The organism is Pseudoalteromonas sp. Isolate3 (genome assembly GCF_022398505.1).
GTDB classification, from domain to species: Bacteria; Pseudomonadota; Gammaproteobacteria; order Enterobacterales; family Alteromonadaceae; genus Pseudoalteromonas; species Pseudoalteromonas apostichopi.
In genome coordinates, this window is the sequence record NZ_JAKEVN010000008.1 from 13503 (window position 1) to 35606 (window position 22104).

Consider the following 22104-nt stretch of genomic DNA (forward strand, 5'->3'; position numbering starts at 1 on the left):
TTTTTAGATTCAAACTCAAAACTACTTTTTAGTAATTTGTACGTTACTTTCAAGGCCAATACCGTTGTCGGTAATGTCTGTGGCAAAATAAACACCGACAGGTTGGTCGCGTAGCGTATCAAGCTCAGCCATTTCTTCATCAGATAATTGACCCGTTGCAGCAATCGTATCAAGCAAAGGTAATAGGATTTTTTGCACGTCGAATGCCATGTTCACAAAGCCATTTTTAGTGACACTTTGCGACTCTAAAGTCTCGGCAATTTGTGCTGATTTATCGCCCGTGAAAACCACAATATGATTGCCTTTCAGCGCCATTTTAATATCAAAGTTAAGTGGCACTGGCGATGGAATGTATTCATTGATCAACACAGCATCACCATTGGCTGGCAGTTTAATGTTAGCAAGTGGCGGTACAAAACCTTGCGCAATAGAATAAAGGCCATGGGCATCGGTTGCAGATAGAGTAACGATGGCATCAAGCTTATCAATTTGTGGGCCGTTGTAGTCATCAATGGTAAATGCAGCATCTTGAACGCTTACACTCATGCCTTGTACGCCATTTGCAAAACCCGACAGCATAGCAAGTCCAGCAGTACTCACATCTTGCATTTCATTTTGTAGTGCGACAATCGGGCCACAGTTAAACTCAGCTGATTTAATTGCACCGGTTAGCGTATTGGCCAGTGGCAGTACTTTTGCTACATCAATACCATAAGCAACGCTCATCATTTGGCCATCAAGCTGTGTGGTGTGTTTTGGTACAAAACCACGCACGGCTTGTAAAGTATTAAGTAAGTCTTGATCAGTGCTTTGCAGCACTGCTTTTACGTCAAAGTCGGCGTAGTCGGCTGTAATACGTGTTTTTGTTGTGCCTGATACTGTCGCGGGCCATTTAGCGGCAATAGCAGCAATATCATCTTGACACTGTGGTGTTGAAATCGCTGCTAAGACATTTGATTGCTGCGCTTTATCAAGAAGCTCTTTTAGCATCTGGTGTAAACGAGAGTCTTCTTTGCCTGTTACAGCATTGGCGATGCGTTGATGATCGACAAAGCCAACCGAGTTACCATCAAGCGAGAAAGTTTTAATAAGCTCAGGTAGTTTTTTAGTCTCAGCCAGTGATTGAGCTGGTTTTTCTACGCCAAGGGCAATACGTAAGTCTTGATCGTTAGAAAGCGAGGTAGTCAGCGTTAAGGTAGCCCAATTGTTGTGAGCTGATGCTATTAGGTTGAAGTTATCTAGCCCTTCAAGTTCAATGGCAAAGCGCGTGTAGCTAACGCCTTCAAGGCTTTCTGTTGTATAAGCAATACCTGCTTCATCAGCAGCTTGTTTAATACTATTGATAATACTGCTTTGATCTGCGACCTGAAAGCGCACAATAGGCATTAAACCTTGCGCATACATCATCCCTTTGTAGTCGTCACCAAAGCCCCAAATCGATTTAAAGGCATCGTAAGAGCTCAGTGATTGCTGGTATTTTTCCATCAGTGATGCAAGGAATAGGGCATTCTTATCATCAACTGTTTTAAGCTCAGCAATAACGGGCGTTAAATCGCTAGTACCTTTCATTGCATCTGGCATAAGCGCAAAATACTTGCTGTACGGAAACGGCTTAAGTTGACCATAAAAAACCGCCGTATCTGCTGGTACATAAGCAAGCTCAGGTAAATCTACATCAACACTGGCTTTGTTTTGTGAGTACAACAACGCACCTGCAACAATGGCAATCGCGCCCCCAGCTAGAAGCTTATTATTCATAGGATGAATTCCTTTTTCTTTAATTAGTTGAAAAACATACCATGAAATTTAAGCACTCTCCACTAGAGTGCTTAATAGATTTGTAAGCAATTATGAGTGGTTATAGAAGATCTTCGCCGCTAGGTAATGATGCAAAGGCACCATAACGGCTTACAGCAAAAGCGCCGGCTTTAGCAGCGTAAGCAATAGTTTGTTCAATATTAGCTTGCGTTTGGCAAAACTCTTTAAAGCTTTGTTTGTTTTCACAGTGCTGACCAATTCTAGACAGCATACCGCCAATAAAAGCGTCGCCTGCGGCAGTGGTATCAACCACTTTTGTAGCAGGTGGACTTACTTGGCCTTTAAAGTCAGCATGATAAAAGCTGATTGCTTCACCGCCATTGGTAACAAGCAAACAAGTTACACCTGCCTTTAAAATGGTATCAATGGTATGTTCCAGTGGCATTGCTTGATGGCTCTTTTGATTTAAAAACTCAAGTTCTTCAAATGATAGTTTGACGATATCTGCCAGTGAAATAACATGCCACATTCTATCTAGCGTATGGCGCATGCTTGGCCATAGGTTTTCGCGTAGATTCATATCAAAACTACAAATTGCACCGGCTTTTTTCGCCTGAGTTAAGCCATAAATAGTTGTTTGATAGATGTTGTGCTCAGTGAGACTGTTGCTGCATACATGCATAATAGCGTGACTTGCGAACATTGCATGGTCAAAGTCGTCTACGCGATACAGTAAGTCAGCTGCTGGTGGGCGATAAAAGCTAAACGAGCGCTCGCCACTTTCATCGAGTGATACAAACGCCAGCGCTGTTTTAGCAGCATCAGTGAATGTACAGTAATCAGTGTTTACCGCATGTTGGTCAAGCTCTTGTTTAATAAAGTGACCAAACATATCATCGCCTAACATGCCACAAAAGCTGGTGTTTAGGCCTAGTTTTGCAGCTGCAACAGCCACATTGGCAGGTGCGCCACCTGCGTATTTAGTAAATGATTCAGGTTGTTTACCATCTGATAAAAAGTCGATTAATGCTTCGCCAAAACACACTAAACTCATTATGCATTCCTCAAGGTTAAGGTTCTTAATACTTCGTAGCAGGCACCCATAGTATGATAGTCGGTTTTGCCTGCTGGCGATTTTTCGTCACTGTAAGGCAGATTTTCTGCTGATAAAATACGGTACCAAGCACCATATCGGTGATCTACCATATGTTGCCAACTGTACTGCCAAATTTTTTCGTACCATTGCCAATAGCTTTCATCATTTGTGGCATCAGCGAGTAGGGCTGCTGCGGCTAGTGATTCGGCCTGCACCCAAAAGTATTTATCGCTATCACAAATTTGTTTGTCTGGTGCAAAGCCATAGAAAATGCCCCCATGTTGCTGATCCCATGCAATGCTTAGAGTTTCATCAAAAAGGCTTTTCGCCCTAGTCACCAGCCAAGGTTCATCAATGTGGCGGTTCAAAATAATTAACAGTTTTGCCCACTCTGTTTGATGTCCAGGTTGAAAGCCCCATGGTCTAAATAAATGCTGCGGGTCATCTTTATTGTAATCTAAATCAATTTGCCAGTTTTTAGAGTAGTGCTCCCACACAAACTGCTGGCTGTATGCTGCTAGTTTAACTGTGAAAGTTTTGGCTAGCTCTTTCGCGCGCTCTAAATAACGCTGTTCATATGTTGCTTCAAAACACATGAGAAGAGCTTCGCATAAATGCATATTGGCATTTTGCCCTCGATACTCATCTGCACAGCTAAAATCGGCATTTTGTTCATCTAAATAGGCATTATACTTTGGTTCAAAATAGTGTTGCTCTAATAAATCCCATACTTGTGAGATAGTATTTTTACAGTCGCTAACACCAGCTTTTAAAGCAACTGCATTGGCAAGCATTACAAAGGCAAGCCCATAACAATGGTTGGTATCGTCTAAAACACTCACTTTGCCGTTGTTATCTTGTTTTATAAGCCAAGCGTAACCACCGGATGCTTGTTTATGGGCATGTTCAAGGTGGGCTAAACCATGTTTAGTGAGGCTTAAATATTCAGGGTCTTTGAACTCGATGTACGCCATTGCGTAGTTAAAAACAAAGCGTGTACTCGATACTAAATGGCGAGTGTGTTTATCGTAAATCGCGCCATTATTTTTAAAAAATTGATAAAAGCCCGCTAAGCCATGAGCTGAATAATCAACACAGTGTGGGTGATAAAAAGCAAGCGTATCTTGGATATGCTGCTTAAGAAAAGCAGAGCTTTTAAAGTTAACTGTGGCCATGGTCTATCAATAAATCTGTGTTCATCTTGCAACTATAGCAGGAAATAGAAATATTGGAACGTTCCTAGTAAATCTTTGTGCTATTTTTACTTCAATGTGTAGAATCAAAGGTAACTTGTTAACGGAGTGAAAACCACGTGAGTGAAATAAATACAAACCAATCGTTTGTCGCCGATGGTTCGCAGCAAAATAAAAATTACCTGCTACCACTGACGGCAATGACAACCCTATTCTTTTTGTGGGGTTTCATTACAGTTTTAAATGATGTGTTGATCCCGCGCTTAAAAGGGGTATTCGATTTAACCTATACAGAGGCAATGCTGGTTCAGTTTTGTTTCTTTGGTGCTTACTTTATTGTTTCGCTACCAGCGGGTATGTTGGTTAAAAAACTTGGCTATAAAAATGGCGTACTAACAGGCTTAGTCGTGGCATCAATTGGCTGTATGTTATTTTATCCTGCGGTTGTAGTGCATGAGTACTGGCTGTTCTTAGGTGCATTATTTGTACTAGCAGCGGGTGTTACCGTATTACAGGTGTCAGCTAATCCATATGTTGTGGCGTTAGGCCCTGAAAAAACAGCGTCGTCGCGTTTAAATCTTGCTCAAGCACTTAACTCCCTAGGTACAACGGTTGGACCATATGTAGGTGGTATTTTATTCTTCGGTACAGCGGGTACTTTAGCTGCAAATGCGGCAACTGCTGAATCAGTAAAAGTGCCTTACCTTATGTTAGCAGCAGCGCTATTAACTATTGCTGTTGTATTTGCATTCTTTAAACTACCAGTGATTGCAGAGCACACAGAAGAGCAAGACTGTAAAGCGAAAGGCCACAGCCTGAAAGAAGCACCACATTTAATGATGGGTGTGGTAGGTATTTTTTGTTACGTAGGTGCTGAGGTTTCTATTGGTAGTTTCTTGGTAAACTACTTCGGAGAAGAGCATATTGCTGGCCTTGAAGAGCATGCAGCTGCAAGCTTAATTGCTTACTACTGGGGCGGTGCAATGGTTGGTCGCTTTATTGGTTCTGCAGCTCTTCAGAAGATTGCACCATCAAAAGCGTTATTCTTTAATGCCATGATGGTTATTGCACTGCTGTTAGTGACTATTTTCACTGAAGGTGACTTAGCACTTTACTCTGTACTTGCGATTGGTTTATTTAACTCAATTATGTTCCCAACTATTTTCTCTGTAGCTATTGAAGGTTTAGGTTCACTCACCAGTAAAGGTTCGGGTTGGTTATGCTTAGCTATTGTAGGTGGTGCATTAGTACCATTAGTACAAGGTGTGGTTGCAGATACAGTTAACATACAACAAAGCTTCTTCGTACCAGTGATTTGTTATGGATTTATCGCTTGGTATGGCTTAAACGTTGTGCGTTTAGCTGATAGCTGGAAACAGCGCATCGGTTAAAAGTACTTTCTAATAAAAGCCCCGCACAGATTTGCGGGGTTTTTTTATGCCATTTATTTGCTACCAGGAACAAATTTAGATGACAAAATGATTTAATGAATACGTATTCAAGGGCGATTAAATCAAATCTGTTTAGGAACGTTCCAATTGATTTTTGCTGCTTTTTTATTAATGCGACTTAAGAAGTGGAATTGGCTGCCGTTAACAAAGTAATTGATTTTCAAAGAAAGCGTACTTTAATAAAAGGAACGTTTTTCTAGTTTTAGCTTAATTTTATAAGACAAAGAGCTTTAAATTTGTTAAATATAATGAGGCTAACAACGAAAAAAATAACAAACAGGTTTGTCATGCAAAGCACTCTTAAATTTACCACCAAGGTAACTGTGGCTGCATCACTGGTTTTAGTGATAGTGCTCGGTTTATTCACCATTAATAACTTCATCTCTATGCGCAGCCAAACGCAGGAGCAGCTTTCGCTTGTGCTGCAAGAGATTTCTCAGTCAGTGTCGCAAAATATAGCGAACTGGTTAAATGCCAAGTTAGCGATTGTTTCGTCAGTTGCAGACACCTATCAACTTGGTGACAGCAAAGAGCTAACACTTACACAGCTCAACACAGCTGACAAAGCTGGTAACTTTAAAAACACATATATAGGTATCACTGATGGCACATTTGTATTGAATGACCAATCGGTTGTGTTACCGCCTGACTACGATGCTACGACACGCCCGTGGTACAAACTTGTTGAAAACAAAACTAACACTGCTTTTACTGCCCCTTATATTGATGTAACAACCAATGAGCTGACTATTTCGGCTGTAGCCCCTATGCAAGCAAATGGTGTGTTTAGCGGTGTTGCAGGTGCCGATATTGATATGAAAACCATTACTAAGATAGTTAACGAAATTGACTTTTTAGGTTTTGGTTATGGTTTCTTACTTGATAGTGAAGGCCGCATTTTAAGTCACCCAGAAACTAAGTTTAACGACAAAAACATGCGCGATTTATTCGGTAAAAGCCTATCGTTACAATCTGAGTTTGTAGAAGTACAAGTTGGTGGCTTAGATAAATTAGTGTCGTTTACCAAAATTAAAGGAATTCAAAACGTTGATTGGTATCTTGGTGTGGTGATCAACGAAGAAATTGCCTATTCATCGGTCGCGTCATTTAGAAATATGGCGGCCATATATATGCTGATGGGTATAGCTGCTATTGTATTAATGATGCAGTTCTTACTTCGTTATTTAATGCGTCCAATGCAGCGCCTAAACGATGCAATTAAGGATATCGCACAAGGTGAGGGTGATTTAACCCGTCGTCTTGAGGTCGAAAACAATGATGAATTTGGTGAATTAAGTCATTACTTCAATGCTTTTATCGAAAAAATTCATACATCAATTGAGCAAGTTAAAAATACCACTGTTGAGCTTGAGCGTTTAGTTGAAAGTTTAGTGAACCAAACTCAAGGTACGCTCGATATGTATGCAGACCAAACAAAACGTACTGACAACGTTGCAACCGCAATCAACGAACTTACCTCTAGCGCGGTAGAAATCTCAAATAGTGCAAGTAATGCATCTAGCCTTGCGACCAGTGCGAATAGCCAGTCACTACAAAGCCAATCTGCGTTAGCTGATAACTTAACTGCTATAAATGCCTTGTCTCGTAATATGGAGCAAGCACAAAAAACGATTAATAGTTTAGATGCGCACACTGTAAGCATTGGTCAAGTACTTGAAGTGATTAAAGGTGTAAGTGAGCAAACTAATTTATTAGCGCTTAATGCTGCTATTGAAGCGGCCCGCGCAGGTGAAGCTGGTCGAGGTTTTGCGGTTGTTGCTGACGAAGTTAGGCAACTAGCACACCGAACACAGCAATCAACGCAAGAAATAGAAGACACTATTTCTCAGTTACAACAAGGCTCTGCGTCTGCGGTTGAAGTAATGACTGCAAGTATTCGTGACAGCGAAAAGAGTGTTGAACAAGCTCATGTAGCGGGTGATAAAATGGCTGAGGTGACGCGTGCTATCGAATCAATCGATGAAGTGAACCACAGTGTAGCGAATGCCACCACAGAGCAAAACCAAGTAATTCAAAGTTTAGACAGTGATATACACTCAATTAGTGAGCTTTCTAATCAAGGTAAGAGTAATCTTAATAACACCTTGAATGAGTGTACAAAATTAAAAGCCCAGTTCTATGAGCTTGAAAAATTGGTACTTAAATTTAAAGTTTAGTTTTAAGAGACTGCAATTTTGGATCAAAACTGGCTTAATGCCATTAATTTAAATAGTGTCGACACGGCGGATAAACAACGCCGTGCCTTCACGCTGTTTACAATGGCTTTTTTTGCCATTGTATTAATCACATCCTTAGTATTATCTAACTATCAAATTTATGCCTTACCGTTAACTATTATGTTAGTGGTCAGTGATGTGACTATTGTGCTGTGCATGTTTTATTACTTTCGCACTGGCGCTTTGGTGTCTGTTAGTTGCATTATATTGTCTATTATTCTGTTGCTCTGCGTGGCATTGGTATATACCGGTGGCAAAGAGAATACCGCTTTATATTGGCTGATGTTTTACCCTATTGTGGCTTATGTCACCTTAGGTTTAAAAGTTGGCAGTGTATTGGTTATTATTATGTATAGCAGTGCGGTTGCTTTGTTATTTACCCCTAATTTTGGTCAAGCGCATTATGGGCAAGTTGAAACCTCACGCTTTATAGCCTCTTTCACAATGGTGATATTGTTTTCTGCGATTAGCGAATACTTTAGACAAAAAAGCCATCAAAAAATTGCTGATATTACCTTAATAGAAAAGCGCGATGCGTTGACAGATCCACTTACTGGCCTTGCGAATCGTCGTTATATTTATGAGCATATTCAGCCTCGTCTTGAAGCCGAAGCGGCTAACTATTTACCGATGTCGATATTATTAATTGATTTAGATAACTTTAAATCAATTAACGATAGTTATGGCCATGATTTTGGTGATCAGGCATTAATAGCGTTTACCTCTATGATGCATGATAAATTACGTGGCACAGATATTAAAGCGCGCTATGGTGGCGAAGAATTCATTATTTTACTGCCTAAAGCTGGACTCAATATAGCTCATGCCGTGGCCGAAAAGCTGCGTAGTTATGTCGCTCAAAAACAGATCCCCTTCGATGTTGGGCAGTCTGTGACAATCACATGTAGTATCGGAATTGCCAGCCTAGAACGTGGTAGTCAATTTAGTAAAGCGATTAAACAAGCTGATGACAACCTTTATAAAGCTAAAGCAAAAGGGCGTAATGTCGTGGTTTCTGATTTAACCGAGATAAGCTAAATGGCAAGGTTAATTTATGTTTACGACCCTATGTGTAGTTGGTGTTGGGGCTATAGAGAAACTTGGTTAAAGCTTCAAGCAGCCCTTGGTGATAAACTTGCTATTGAATATAGAGTGGGCGGCCTTGCTCCTGATTCCGATGAGCCAATGCCTATAGATATGCAACAGTTTTTACAGCAAACATGGCTGCGAATTGAGCAGCAACTTGGTACACCATTTAATCATGAGTTTTGGCACACTGCTAAACCACGTCGCTCTACTTACCCAGCATGTAGAGCTGTGATTGTTGCAAGGCAGCACGAAAAAGAGCAGGAGATGCTTTATGCCATTCAAAAAGCCTATTACTTAAATGCACAAAACCCGTCAGACATAAGCACACTTGTGCTCCTTGCTGAGCAAATAGGTTTAGAAAAAAGCACATTTATAAAAGAAATTGAAAGTGAAAACATACATTCTTTATTAATGGCCGAAATAAACCAAGCTAGAAGCTTACCTATCCAAGGCTTTCCGTCTTTAGTTATTGAAAATAAAGGGAACTACCACGCTATCCCTGTTAACTATCTAGACTGGGAAAGCACTTATCAACAGATCGTTTCCCATATTTAGTTCCCAAAACCCTGCAAGTTTTGCCTTATCTTTGCGCAATATAAACTAATTGTTACAGCTGTCATAATTTTGTATTTTTTACGCAACACGCTTGTCATTTTTCACCGTTATCCTTTCGCACATTAAAACAACCCCACTAGTAAATTAAGCTAACTTAACGAGTAAAGGTGTATGCGATGAAAGGCGTTAAACCACTGATTTTAGCAGGTATTGTAGCGGCATCTGCGGCGGTACATGCAAACGATCTAGATAAAGTAATTGATAAAAGCAGCGAGATAAACAAATCTGCAGCGCAATCACAAACTAAAATCGACAAGATTGCAGATTCAATGCAAGGTCGTTTACAACAATTCAAAGCTCTTAATAAAGAAATTGAAGGCTTAACTGTTTATAACGCGCAACTTACCAAGCAGTTAAACAACCAAATTGCTGAAATGGACGCGTTAAATGAGTCAATGGATCAGGTATCAGTTATCGAGCGTCAAATTACGCCGTTAATGATGCGCATGATCACGGGCCTGGAACAATTTGTTGCACTAGACGTGCCTTTCTTAACTGAAGAACGAAGCAAACGTATCGCATCATTAAAAGAAATGATGGACCGCGCAGATATCACTTCAAGTGAAAAATTCCGCCGTTTACTTGAAGCTTACCAAGTAGAGGTTGATTACGGTCGCACTATCGAAGCGTATACATCATTACTTAATGTAGATGGTCAAGAGCGCGAAGTCGATTTCTTACGCATTGGTCGCTTAGAACTTATTTATTTAACACGCGACGGCAAAAAAGCAGGTAGCTGGGATAAAGAAACAAAATCGTTTGTTGAGTTACCAGATTCTGCAATCAGCCAAATTAACAAAGGTTTACGCATTGCTCGTAAGCAACTTGCCCCAGATATGTTAACACTGCCAGTCCACGCTGCTGAATAAGAGGTTTGAGATGAAATTATTAACGAAAATGACAAAAATGGCCGTATTTGCAGCTGGCCTTGGTTTTGCTGGTAGCAGCCTAGCGGCTGAGCCAATGGATTTAGATTCATTACTAAAAACATTAGAGCAAGGTAACGCACAGCAAAGCGCTGAGAATAAACAACGTGAACAAGAGTTCATGGCGCGTCAAAACGAACAAGTACAAATGCTTAAAGATACACAAGCAAAGTGTACTGCAATGTTAAATGAGTCAGAGCGCTTAGAAACTCAGTTTGAAGAAAATGAAGTAAAGCTAGCTAACTTAACTGACACGCTTTCAAACCGTATGGGTTCACTTAAGGAACTTTTCGGTGTGTTACAACAAGTCGCGGGTGATTCAAGTAACAAATTTATGACGTCAGTTGTTTCTGCAGAGCTACCTGGACGCAGTAACTTCATGGATGAGCTGGCACAAAAAATGGGTTCAACGTCAAAGCTTGCTTCAATCGATGATATCGAAAAAGTATGGTTTGAATTACAACGTGAAATGACCGAACAAGGTAAAGTATCACGCTTTACAACTGATGTTATCGTTGAAGGTGGCAGCAAAGCACAAAAAGAAGTGGTGCGTGTTGGTGCATTTAACTTAATCGCAGACGGTAAATACCTAGAGTACACACCTGCTACGAATACAATCAGCCAGCTTACACGTCAGCCAAGCAGCCGTTACACAGCAACTGCTACTGATCTGCAACAAGCAAATTCGGGTGTTGTTCAGTTCGCTCTTGACCCAACAGGTGGTTCTATCTTAGGTCTTTTAGTACAAGCTCCTGACACTGAAGAGCAAGTTCACCAAGGTGGTACTGTAGGTTATATCATCTTAGGTGTTGGTCTAATTGCTCTACTCATCGCACTTGAGCGCTTTGTATCACTGATGATTATGGGTAGCAAAATCCGTCGTCAGCTTAAAGACACCGTTGCACGTGATGACAACCCACTTGGCCGTGTAATGAAAGTGAAAGATCAGTACCCAGATGTAGCGTACGACACACTTGAGCTAAAATTAAGCGAAGCAATCATTCGTGAAATGCCGAAAATAACCCGTAACCTGACGCTAATTAAGATTATCTCTGTGGTAGCCCCGCTACTTGGTCTACTAGGTACGGTAACGGGTATGATTAACACTTTCCAAGCTATTACTTTGTTCGGTACAGGTGACCCTAAACTAATGGCGGGTGGTATTTCTCAGGCACTTGTAACAACTGTACTTGGTCTGGTTGTGGCTATCCCAACAGTATTCTTATACACACTTCTTAACACGCGTTCTAAAAATATGTTGTTGATTTTACAAGAGCAAAGCGCAGGTATTATCGCAGAACGAAGCGAGAAAGGAGCATAAATCATGGTGCTATTGATTGATGCAATCAATGCTCTACGTGATTTCCTCGACACAGGTGGCCAAGTTCTCTTGGTCATCGGGGTCCTCATCTTCGCGATGTGGTTATTGATACTTGAGCGTTTTATGTATTTCTTTGGCGGCTTTAAACGCTACAAGAAAGACGTAAAGAGCACTTGGAGCAATAGAGCAGAGCGTAACAGCTGGAACGCAGAGCAAATTCGCCAAGCGATGATTTCACGCGCTGGCATGCAACTAAATAATAACCTTGCGCTAATTAACGTAATGGTTGCGTTATGTCCACTTTTAGGTCTGTTAGGTACCGTAACCGGCATGATCGAAGTATTTGATGTAATGGCAATCACAGGCACAGGCAGTGCTCGTTCGATGGCATCAGGGGTGTCTAAAGCCACTATTCCAACCATGGCCGGTATGGTGGGTGCACTTTCAGGGGTATTCGCATCAACGTTCTTACAACGTCGAGCAAAACGTGAAGTGCAATTACTTGAAGACAACATGGTCTTAGACCACTAAACGAATTTTAGGGTGATGTTACACATCACCCACTAGGAGACTAACAATGAGAGCGCCACTAGGTAACTTATTTCAAGAAGACGACGCAGAAGAAATCAACATGACGCCAATGCTAGACGTTGTTTTCATCATGCTTATCTTCTTCATCGTAACAGCATCATTTGTCAAAGAAGCGGGTATTGATGTTAACCGTCCGGAAGCAGCAACTGCAGTTAAAAAAGAGCGTGCCAACATCTTAGTTGCTATTTCTGACAAAGGTGAAATTTGGATCAACAAACGCCAAGTAGATATCCGTGCAGTACAAGCAAATATCGAGCGCTTAAAAGCTGAAAATCCACAAGGTAGCGTGGTTATTCAAGCTGATAAGAAAGCCACAACTGATGTACTTATCAAAGTTATGGATGCATCGCGAGCTGCTGGCGCATTTGATGTGTCGATTGCTGCGCAAGAAGCATCATAAGGAATGTGAGCGATGCGTTATATAGTTGCATTAATCATCGCTGGTATCGTGACTGTCATGCTGTTTTTAGGCATGCAGGCACTGATCACCGGTGGTGAAGGGGCCATGTCTGAGCCCGTAAAAGGAAACGTACTTGATTTTGTTCGTCTGAAAAAAGAAGAGACAGTGCAAAAGAAAGAACGTAAACCGCAAAAGCCACCAACGCCAAAAGAGCCACCTCCGCCAATGGAATCACCGCAAATGCAAAATAGTGATCCTAACGCGAGCAATGCCAACTTTGACTTTGGTGCTAGCGTTGAAGCAGACGTTAACTTAGCGGGTGGCTTAGCGCTTGAATCAAGCGACGGTGAATACCTACCGATTGTAAAAGTAGCGCCTGTTTATCCGCGCCGAGCTTTATCGCGTGGTATTGAAGGCTATGTGATTGTTGAGTTTACAGTAACCAAGCAAGGCACAGTACGTGACCCGAAAGTTATTAAAGCTGAGCCTGAATCACTGTTTGACCGCGCTGCGATGGATGCAGCACTTAAATTTAAATATAAACCGCGCGTTGTTAACGGTGAAGCTGTTGAAGTAGCGGGCGTACAGAACAAAATTTCTTTCCAAATTAACGGTTAGAAAAGAGGAATGCGATTATGAAACCTTTAAAAGTTGCCGTGATTTGCGCGGCTGCTTTCACAAGCAGCCTGGTAATCCCAAGCGTTGTTAGCATGTTGCCAGGTGTAACAATTGCTACCGCCTATGCTGAAGAGCAAAAAACCAAACGAGTACCTGCACTGCGTGAAAAAGTCTATAGCCAATTAGCTCGTGCACAAAAGCTGGCTGATGATGGTGATGCAAAAGCAGGGCTGGAAGCACTTGATAGTATTCAAGAGCGCTCTTCAAGCATGAACTCGTATGAAATTGCCATGATGCATAATTTCTATGGTTTTATTTACTACAACGAAAATGACCTAGATAAAGCAATTGCGTCGTTTGAAAAAGTAGTAAACGAAGATGCGATCCCAGAAACATTACGTGTAAGCACCATGTTTAGTTTAGCGCAACTTGCGATGGCTAATAGCGATTACGAAAAGGTAATCAAATACTTAGCGCAGTGGGATGTGATTAACGATAAGCCTAAAACAGATGCTTATTACGTTTTGAAATCTCAAGCTTATTATCAGCTTAAAGATTACCAAAAAGGCATTGAAAGCATTAACCTTGCTATCGCAGAAGCCGACAGCAAGGGCGAAATGCCAAAAGAAAACTGGCTAATCTTACAGCGTGCTATGTACTACTCACTTAATCAGTCTGACAAAGTAGTCGAGGTACTTGAGCGTTTAGTTAAGCTTTATAACAAGCCAGAGTACTGGGTTCAGTTAGGTGGCATGTACGGTGAAACGGGCGCAGAGAAAAAGCAATTAGCGATTTTAGAAGCGGCATACCAACAAGGTTTCATGAAATCTAAATCAGATTTACGTCAATTATCACAAGTGTATTTATACAACGGCCTGGCTTTTAAAGCCGCGAACGTGATGAGTAAAGCAATGCAAGACGGTATAGCTGAAAAATCAGCGAAAAACTATGCCTTTGTTGCAGAAGCGATGGTACAAGCAAAAGAAAGCGAAAAGTCACTTCCTTACTTTGCAAAAGCCGCGGATTTAGTAACGCATGGTCAATACGAACAACGTATTGCAGAGGTAAGCATTAACCTTGAAAAATATGAAGAAGCAGCGGATGCAGCACGTAAAGCCCTAGATAAAGGCGGCTTAGAGTTTGAATCGAATGTGTATGTTGCCTTAGGTATGGCGCAGTACAATTTACAAAACTTTGATGCCTCTATTTTAGCGTTTGAGCAAGCGGAAAAACACAAAAAGTCACAGCGTTTAGCTGAGCAATGGATCAAGTATGTGAAGCGTGAAAAAGTGCACGCCGAAACATTACGTACCGCCTTACTCTAAATGGTATTCAACAGGTAAGCGTACAAAAGAACTCATTTATAATCGCAACACCAAAGCTGCCTTCGGGCGGCTTTTTTCCGTTCCTAAAGTTTACTAACTTACTCTTTTTAAAATAATTAATATTGTCATTTTATGTTTATTAAAGTGTAACTAGTTTGTCATACAGCTCCCGTAAGGTAGTCGCAGTTTAAAACTCAAGTGTCCCAAAAGCATTAAGTTTCAGTGCTTTTCGGTGACTTGAGTTTATGCGCTAACACAATAATTAAATATCTATCTTAACGGAGTGAACAATGAAATTATCTGACTTATTTAAAGTTAGTCTGGTAGCTGCTGCAGTTTCTTTAGCTGGTTGTGGTGGTGATTTAGTCGTTAAAGAAGGCGACACCACTGTAAATGAAGGCGATAACATCACTAATATCATCGATAATGGTGGTGACAATGGTGATAACGGCGGCGATCAGTCAGGTCGTGATGATTCTCAAAATGCGACAACTGGTTTCCCAACTGACATCGAAAATGCCTTAACACAAGGTTTAGCAACAGATGTTTCTTCAGAATTCCCAACGATTACAGATAAACCAGTTTACCGTTTAAAAGCAGATACGACATTCACTGCAGATGTAACGTTAACAAATGACGCTCATTGGATTTTAAATGGTCGCACAGCGGTAGGTAACGACCGTACAGATAATACTGTTCTTTATATCCAACAAGGTACTACATTAATTGGCGAATCGGGTGATGATTTCTTAGTTGTTCGTCGCGGTTCACAAATCGAATCGGTAGGTACTGTAAGCCAACCAATCACAATGACTTCTATTCAAGATGTGACTAATGTTGAAACGTCTATCGGTCAGTGGGGTGGTTTAGTTCTTCTTGGTAATGCACCAGCAAACTCATGTGGTGACCAAGAAGGCGAAGCAACTGCAGACGAGCTTGCAAACTGTGGTGTTGCAGCTGAAGGTGATGCAGGTCAATTCGGTGGTAACGTTGCAGATGATAACTCAGGTACATTGAAATACTTAGTTGTTAAACATGCTGGTAAAACTCTGGGTAATGGTGACGAGTTAAACGGTATTTCATTTGCCGGTGTTGGTTCTGCTACAACTGTTGACTACATTCAAGTACACGAAAACTTAGATGATGGTATTGAGTTCTTTGGTGGTACAGTAAACGTAAGCAACGTGGTACTTACAAGTATTGGTGATGACTCACTAGATTGGTCTTTTGGTTGGACTGGTACGGCGAAAAACGTATACATTCAACAAGCTGCGAACTTAGGTGATAACGCGATTGAAGCTGACAACTCTGAGTTTGATTCAGACGCTACACCACTGACTAACCCTACCATTGAAAACGTAACAATCGTGGGTGCTGAAGGTAACAATGGTATTCGTCTACGTGCAGGTACTGCAGGTATGCTGAAAAACGTTTTCGTTACAGGCCCTGCAACGTACGAAAACTGTTTACGTGTTGGTTCTGATTCAGTTCCTCGTGCAGAAGACGGTTCACTAACTATCACTAACTCAATTGTTGCTTGTCAAACAGCTGCGAATAATTTCGGTAGCGAAACAATTAATGGTGGTACTGTACAAGCGTGGTTTGAAGGCCAAGACGGTAACCAAACTCTTACACCTGCAGATTTAATGCTAGATGATAATGGTTATATGCCTTTAGCAGGCTCACCATTATTAGCGAATGGTCAAATCGGAGCATTTAGCGCAACAAATAACTGGATGGAAGGTTGGACTGTTGCTATCAATGGCGGTTTCCCAACTGATATTGAAAATGCAATGGCGCAAGGTCTTGCGACAGACGTTTCATCTGAATTCCCACAAATCACTGATAAGCCAGTGTATCGTTTAGCTGAAGATACAACTTTCACTGCAGATGTAACATTAACAAATGACGCTCACTGGATCTTAAACGGTCGTACAGCAGTCGGTGGTGACCGTACTGATAGCGCAACATTATATGTTCAAGCGGGTACTACATTAATCGGTGAAACAGGTGATGACTTCTTAGTTGTTCGCCGTGGTTCACAAATCAACGCTAATGGTAATACAACAGCACCAATCACCATGACATCTATCCAAGATATGACAGGTGCAGAAACAGGCATCGGTCAATGGGGTGGTTTAGTATTACTTGGTAATGCACCGGCTAACTCGTGTGGTGACCAACAAGGTGAAACAACACCTGAAGAGCTAGCAAACTGTGGTGTTGCAGCTGAAGGTGATGCAGGTCAATTTGGTGGTGACGATGCAGAAGACAACTCGGGTGTTGTTCGTTATGTTGTCGTTAAACACGCAGGTAAAACATTGGGGAATGGCGATGAGCTAAATGGCATTTCATTCGCTGGTGTTGGTTCTAAAACAAAAGTTGAATACATCCAGGTTCACCAAAACCTTGACGATGGTATCGAGTTCTTCGGTGGTACTGTTAACGTTCGTAATGTTGTACTAACTGATATTGGTGATGACGCGTTTGACTGGTCATTTGGTTGGACAGGTCGTGCACAAAACGTATATATCCAACAATCATCTGTTGAAGGTGACAATGCAATCGAAGCAGATAACTCAGAATTCGATTCAAACGCTACACCATTAACTAAGCCACTACTTTCAAACGTAACGATTGTTGGTGCTGACGGTAAAAACGGTGTTCGTCTTCGTGCAGGTACGGCTGGTGTTATCCGTAACATGGTTGTGACAGGCCCTGAAGGTTACAAAAACTGTTTACGTGTAGGTTCTGACTCTGTAGCAAATGCTGAGTCTGGTGAGCTTTCTATCGAGAACTCAGTTGTAGCATGTAGTGCAGACAATAACTTCGGTTCTGAAGCAATTGGTTCTGGTAATGTTCAGTCTTGGTTCGAAGGTCAAACAGGTAACCAAACACTTACAGCAGCGACATTAAACTTAGCAACAGATGGTTTCACGCCTAAATCAAACTCTCCGCTATTAGGTGCAGGTGTTGATGCGTCAGACCTTGACCCATTCTTCACTAAAACAAGCTACATTGGTGCATTTGACGGTGACAATAACTGGATGGAAGGTTGGACAGTTGCTGTTAACCCAAGCTTCCCTGAAGATATCACTAACGCAATGGAACAAGGTCTAGCGACTGATGTTTCTGCTAGCTTCCCACAAATTACCGATAAGCCAGTGTATCAGTTAGCACAAGATGTTGTGTTCACATCTGACGTGACATTAACTAACGATGCTCACTGGATATTAAAAGGTCGTACAGCAGTGGGTGGTGACCGAACTGATAGTGCAACTCTTTATGTTCAATTTGGTACAACACTAATCGGTGAAAACGGTGATGACTTCTTAGTTGTGCGTCGTGACTCTAAGATTGAGGCTGTAGGTACAGCAACTCAACCAATCGTTATGACATCAATCCAAGATATGACAGGTGCTGAAACAGGTATTGGTCAATGGGGTGGTGTAGTGCTTCTTGGTAACGCACCAGCTAACTCTTGTGGTGACCAAGTGGGTGAAACAACAGCAGATGAACTTGCAAACTGTGGTGTTGCAGCTGAAGGTGATGCAGGTCAATTCGGTGGTAACCAACCAGAAGATAACTCAGGTACGCTTAAGTATGTTGTTGTAAAGCAAGCGGGTAAAACACTAGGTAACGGTGATGAGCTTAATGGTATCTCACTAGCTGGCGTTGGTAGCCAAACTGAACTTGATTATATCCACGTTCACGAAAACCTTGACGACGGTGTTGAGTTCTTTGGTGGTACTGCAAGCATTAGCCACTTAGTACTGACAAACATTGGTGATGATTCTCTTGATTGGTCATTCGGTTGGACTGGTAATGCACAATACGTATTAATCAAACAGTCTTCTTCAGAAGGTGATAATGCAATTGAAGCTGATAACTCAGAGTTTGATTCAGATGCATCACCTTTAACAACACCTACTATCTCTAACGTAACTATCATCGGTGCAGATGGTGTAAACGGTATCCGTTTACGTGCAGGTACTGCGGGTATGCTTAAAAATGTAGTAGTGACAGGTGGTGAAGGTTATAAAAACTGCTTACGAGTTGGCGCAGATTCAGCTCCACGCGCTGAAGATGGCTCACTGACTATCAGTCACTCAGTGGTTGCATGTGCAGCAGATAACAACTTCTCAAGCCAAGCAATTGGTACTGGTAATGTTCAATCTTGGTTCGAAGGCCAAGAAGGTAACTCTATTATGGACGCAGCGATGTTAGGTCTTAGCGACAACGGTTATCAACCAAGTGCAGAATCAGCATTACTTGGTAGCGGTTCCGATGCTTCAAGCCTAAATAGCTTCTTCGACCAAGTAGATTACATCGGTGCAATGGATGCGCAAACAGACTGGACAGCAGGTTGGGTAAAAGTAGGTCTTAACTAAGACCTTCTAATCCATGGTCGGGGGCGACCCCGGCCAGCTTCTAGTTTTGTTTTCGGAGTATAATAATGAAATCTTTTACCCCCTCTAAACTTGTGCGTTCAAAGATAAACCACGCAGTGCTTGCAGCACTAGTTGGCTTATCAGTGAATACTGCCTATGCAGCGGATGAAGCACAAGAAATTGAAGAAGTGGTTGCTGTAGGACAGCGTTTAAAAGGGAGTGCTGGCGCGGTTCTTCAAGAGCGTCAAAATCAAGCTTTCGTTGCTGATATCATGGGTGCAGAGCAAATCTCTCGTACTGGTGATGGCGATGCTGCATCGGCACTTCGTCGTGTAACAGGTTTGACACTTGTTGATGGCAAGTTCATTTATGTTCGTGGTTTAGGTGAGCGATATTCGAGTACTCAGCTTAATAGCATGTATGTACCAAGCCCTGATCCAACTCGCTCAGTTGTACCGCTTGACTTATTTCCATCAGATATTATTGAAAGTCTTAGTGTTCAAAAATCGTTTTCACCCGATATGCCAGCGCATTTTGGTGGTGGTAACGTAAATATTAGAACCAAATCAATTCCGACTGATTTTTTATTTAAAGTCGATATTGGTACTTCTTATAACACCAATAACAGTGATACAGGCTACTTCTATGAAGGTGGTGATGATGACTGGATGGGACGTGACGATGGAACTCGCGCGTTACCAAGTGAGTTCATCGATGCCTTTTATGGTGCTGGCCTTGAGGGTGATATCAATACAACATTGGCTGAGCGCCAAGCATTGATGTCGGCTCTTGACTGGAATATTTCAGCAACTGAAAAAGACGTTGATCCTGAAATGAGCTTTTCAGTTTCACTAGGCGATCGCTTTGAAAGTGAAATGGGCACATTTGGTGTACTTGCTGCTGTTTCTTATGAAAATGAGTGGGAAGTAGCGCAAGAGAAAAGTGGTACCAACCTTGGCAGCTTAGGGTGTGAAGACAAGTGTTTTGCTCAGTATTACGATGGTACATCGACTGAACAAAATGTGCGTTGGAGTGGGACATTCAATATTGGTTATGAGTTTAATTCAAACCATAAAATTGAACTGACTAATATTGCCCTGCATGACATGCGTGACCGTGTTCGTAATCGTAATTTCTATGATGCCAACGAAACGGAAGAAGGTGTTCGTGATCTTCGCCGTGTTGATGTCGTGTATGAAGAGCGTGAAATGTTCTCCAGCCAATTAAAAGGCACCCACAACTTTATTGATTTTAACAACTTGTTTGTTGATTGGTATGCCGGTACAAGCCGTGCAAACCGTGATGCTCCAGGTGGTGTTGATGCTGTTTTCCAACGTAACTATGACGATGGGGCGTTTGTATCTGAGCAATTACAGGACGTTTCTGCAACTAACGTGACACGTGAATTCCAAGTTCTTCATGACGAAGTTGATACCTGGGGTTGGAACATGGGTATGCCATTTTATGGTGAAGGCTATGAGCTTGAGCTAAAAGTAGGTGGCGACTTCTCTGAGAAAACACGTAACGCAAATAATACGACATTCGGTATTACACACCGTGGTATTTCAGATGATTATTCATTTGGCTCACGTTTAGATGAAATTTTCGCTTACGATAACATCAATAATGATGCTTTCTATGCAAGTTCAACGGGGTCAGGTATTTTCGACGACAGAACAACTGACGGTGATAAATACAGTGCGGCACATAAGCTAGATGCTTATTATTTTATGGCTGACTACTTTATCGACAACACTTGGCGTATTACTGGTGGTGTTCGTTGGGAAGATTTTGCGCAAGTATCAGTGCCATTTAAGGCGCATAGTAATTTGTTTGATGCGACAACTGATGAGTTAGCTGAAGTAGCTATCAAAGAAGATGACTTTTATCCATCTTTAGCTGTGACTTATATCATGGATGAAGAAATGCAATTTCGTTTAAATTTAAGCGAGACAACGATTCGTCCAGATATGCGTGATGTTAGCTCTACTTTCTTCGTTGACCCGTTAACGGAATTCCTTGTTCGTGGTTCACCGACATTACAAAGTTCAAAACTTAAAAATGCTGATTTCCGTTTTGAATGGTATATGGCATCAGGTAATAACCTATCAGTTGCATTGTTCTACAAAGACATTACTAACCCTATTGAAATGGTAGAGCTTGCGGGTGTTGGTGGTGCGGCACCACAGTTATTAACTGCTAATGCTGAATCAGGTGAGTTAACCGGTATTGAGGTTGATTTCTTAACTGATTTTAGCTTTATCAGTGCTGACTGGTCGAGTGTATTTTTGTCGGGTAACGTTACGCTATCTGATTCAAGTGTGAAACTAGGCATTGATGATTCTGACGGTGTTGATTCGTTGTTTGAGCAGCAATTAAAAGATGCACTTGATGCAGATACAGTGTCTAACATTGTTACTAACGATGAGCGCCGTTTAGTGGGTCACTCTGAGTGGGTAGCAAACTTGCAGATGGGTTATGACTCAGCTGATGGTTTCCATTCAACATCACTTGTATATAACGTGTTTGGTCCGCGTATTATTGTACCAGGTACTCGAGGTAACGAAGATGCAGAAGAGAAGCCATTCCATTCGCTTGATTTAGTTTATTCTTACTTCCCGAACTTCAATACAAAAGTTAAGTTCAAAATTGAAAACATCCTTGGTCAAGATAAAGAAATTGAACAAGAAGGTTTATCACTTTGGAAGAAAGAAGAAGGCACTAAGTTTAGCTTAGGCTTCAGCTACGAGTTTTAATGAAACTCCCCCAAGGAAGGATACAATAATAAATCCTAACGTTGATTTAGCCCTGCAATAGCAGGGCTTTTTTGTTTCTGTATTGTCTATACCCAAACCACCTCAAGATGCAGAATTCAGCGTTTCACAGGTGCTTAATATCAAGGCGTTACTTTGCAAGAATGGCAGTCCCTTTTAAGAAGTAACAACGATGAGAGTAAGTGCCTGTGAAGCGCCCAAGGGGTTGGTTTAAAAGCGATTTATACTGCGTTATTGATTTTAACAATAGAACCACTATTACTTGCAATCAATGCCTTGCCTAAATCGCTTTTAATTCCAACTGAAACTCGCATCTTGA

General features: G+C 41.5%; 15 protein-coding genes. 12 read left to right on the top strand and 3 right to left on the bottom strand.

The features are described 5' to 3' along the window. Positions 1-21 precede the first annotated feature (21 nt). From L1D46_RS03215 to L1D46_RS03225, 3 genes are all read right to left on the bottom strand, one after another. Positions 22-1758: a hypothetical protein gene (locus L1D46_RS03215; RefSeq protein ID WP_130052566.1), complete on the bottom strand. Its 1737-nt coding sequence runs from the start codon at positions 1756-1758 to the stop codon at positions 22-24. A 100-nt stretch (positions 1759-1858) separates the two neighbouring features. Continuing rightward, a complete protein-coding gene (locus L1D46_RS03220; RefSeq protein ID WP_130052565.1) occupies positions 1859-2812 on the bottom strand; it encodes a carbohydrate kinase in 954 nt (317 codons plus the stop codon). Further along, on the bottom strand, positions 2812-4029 hold the full coding sequence (locus tag L1D46_RS03225) for an AGE family epimerase/isomerase (protein ID WP_130052563.1): 1218 nt from the start codon (positions 4027-4029) through the stop codon (positions 2812-2814). The genes L1D46_RS03220 and L1D46_RS03225 overlap by 1 nt, the downstream gene beginning before the upstream one ends. 137 nt (positions 4030-4166) lie before the next feature. Between L1D46_RS03225 and L1D46_RS03230 the strand changes: the two genes are divergently transcribed. From L1D46_RS03230 to L1D46_RS03285, 12 genes are all read left to right on the top strand, one after another. Continuing rightward, the gene (locus L1D46_RS03230; RefSeq protein WP_130052561.1) at positions 4167-5438 is read left to right on the top strand and encodes a sugar MFS transporter; all 1272 of its coding nucleotides are present in this window, start codon (positions 4167-4169) and stop codon (positions 5436-5438) included. 347 nt (positions 5439-5785) lie between these two features. Next, positions 5786-7675, top strand: a complete 1890-nt coding sequence (locus L1D46_RS03235; RefSeq protein ID WP_130052559.1) for a methyl-accepting chemotaxis protein — start codon at positions 5786-5788, stop codon at positions 7673-7675. A gap of 18 nt (positions 7676-7693) precedes the next feature. Next, positions 7694-8773 carry a diguanylate cyclase gene (locus L1D46_RS03240; RefSeq protein ID WP_239976781.1) on the top strand — a complete coding sequence of 360 codons (1080 nt, stop codon included), beginning with the start codon at positions 7694-7696 and terminating at the stop codon, positions 8771-8773. Next, positions 8774-9379 (top strand): DsbA family protein, encoded by a 606-nt coding sequence (locus tag L1D46_RS03245; protein ID WP_167658882.1) that lies wholly within the window; start codon positions 8774-8776, stop codon positions 9377-9379. Between the two features lie 176 nt (positions 9380-9555). Continuing rightward, positions 9556-10308, top strand: coding sequence for a DUF3450 domain-containing protein (locus tag L1D46_RS03250; protein WP_130052557.1), 753 nt, complete (start codon positions 9556-9558; stop codon positions 10306-10308). A 10-nt stretch (positions 10309-10318) separates the two neighbouring features. Next, a complete protein-coding gene (locus L1D46_RS03255) occupies positions 10319-11686 on the top strand; it encodes a MotA/TolQ/ExbB proton channel family protein (RefSeq protein WP_130052555.1) in 1368 nt (455 codons plus the stop codon). 3 nt (positions 11687-11689) lie between these two features. After that, positions 11690-12217 carry a MotA/TolQ/ExbB proton channel family protein gene (locus L1D46_RS03260; RefSeq protein ID WP_054552070.1) on the top strand — a complete coding sequence of 176 codons (528 nt, stop codon included), beginning with the start codon at positions 11690-11692 and terminating at the stop codon, positions 12215-12217. A 46-nt stretch (positions 12218-12263) separates the two neighbouring features. Then, entirely contained in the window at positions 12264-12677 is a 414-nt protein-coding gene (locus L1D46_RS03265) for a biopolymer transporter ExbD (protein WP_063707380.1), read from the top strand. 12 nt (positions 12678-12689) lie between these two features. Further along, positions 12690-13295, top strand: a complete 606-nt coding sequence (locus L1D46_RS03270; protein ID WP_054552071.1) for an energy transducer TonB — start codon at positions 12690-12692, stop codon at positions 13293-13295. A gap of 17 nt (positions 13296-13312) precedes the next feature. Then, positions 13313-14620 (top strand): tetratricopeptide repeat protein, encoded by a 1308-nt coding sequence (locus L1D46_RS03275; RefSeq protein WP_130052553.1) that lies wholly within the window; start codon positions 13313-13315, stop codon positions 14618-14620. Between the two features lie 290 nt (positions 14621-14910). Beyond that, positions 14911-19011: a hypothetical protein gene (locus L1D46_RS03280; protein ID WP_130052551.1), complete on the top strand. Its 4101-nt coding sequence runs from the start codon at positions 14911-14913 to the stop codon at positions 19009-19011. A gap of 65 nt (positions 19012-19076) precedes the next feature. Next, positions 19077-21767: a TonB-dependent receptor gene (locus L1D46_RS03285; protein ID WP_130052549.1), complete on the top strand. Its 2691-nt coding sequence runs from the start codon at positions 19077-19079 to the stop codon at positions 21765-21767. The last annotated feature ends 337 nt before the right edge of the window (positions 21768-22104 follow it).

Excerpts from the sequence above, each read along its gene's own strand:
- L1D46_RS03215 (WP_130052566.1), bottom strand. The coding sequence starts at position 1,758 with ATGAATAATAAGCTTCTAGCTGGGGGCGCGATTGCCATTGTTGCAGGT.
- L1D46_RS03220 (WP_130052565.1), bottom strand. The coding sequence starts at position 2,812 with ATGAGTTTAGTGTGTTTTGGCGAAGCATTAATCGACTTTTTATCAGAT.
- L1D46_RS03225 (WP_130052563.1), bottom strand. The coding sequence starts at position 4,029 with ATGGCCACAGTTAACTTTAAAAGCTCTGCTTTTCTTAAGCAGCATATC.
- L1D46_RS03235 (WP_130052559.1), top strand. The coding sequence starts at position 5,786 with ATGCAAAGCACTCTTAAATTTACCACCAAGGTAACTGTGGCTGCATCA.
- L1D46_RS03245 (WP_167658882.1), top strand. The coding sequence starts at position 8,774 with ATGGCAAGGTTAATTTATGTTTACGACCCTATGTGTAGTTGGTGTTGG.
- L1D46_RS03250 (WP_130052557.1), top strand. The coding sequence starts at position 9,556 with ATGAAAGGCGTTAAACCACTGATTTTAGCAGGTATTGTAGCGGCATCT.
- L1D46_RS03255 (WP_130052555.1), top strand. The coding sequence starts at position 10,319 with ATGAAATTATTAACGAAAATGACAAAAATGGCCGTATTTGCAGCTGGC.
- L1D46_RS03260 (WP_054552070.1), top strand. The coding sequence starts at position 11,690 with ATGGTGCTATTGATTGATGCAATCAATGCTCTACGTGATTTCCTCGAC.
- L1D46_RS03265 (WP_063707380.1), top strand. The coding sequence starts at position 12,264 with ATGAGAGCGCCACTAGGTAACTTATTTCAAGAAGACGACGCAGAAGAA.
- L1D46_RS03270 (WP_054552071.1), top strand. The coding sequence starts at position 12,690 with ATGCGTTATATAGTTGCATTAATCATCGCTGGTATCGTGACTGTCATG.
- L1D46_RS03275 (WP_130052553.1), top strand. The coding sequence starts at position 13,313 with ATGAAACCTTTAAAAGTTGCCGTGATTTGCGCGGCTGCTTTCACAAGC.
- L1D46_RS03280 (WP_130052551.1), top strand. The coding sequence starts at position 14,911 with ATGAAATTATCTGACTTATTTAAAGTTAGTCTGGTAGCTGCTGCAGTT.
- L1D46_RS03285 (WP_130052549.1), top strand. The coding sequence starts at position 19,077 with ATGAAATCTTTTACCCCCTCTAAACTTGTGCGTTCAAAGATAAACCAC.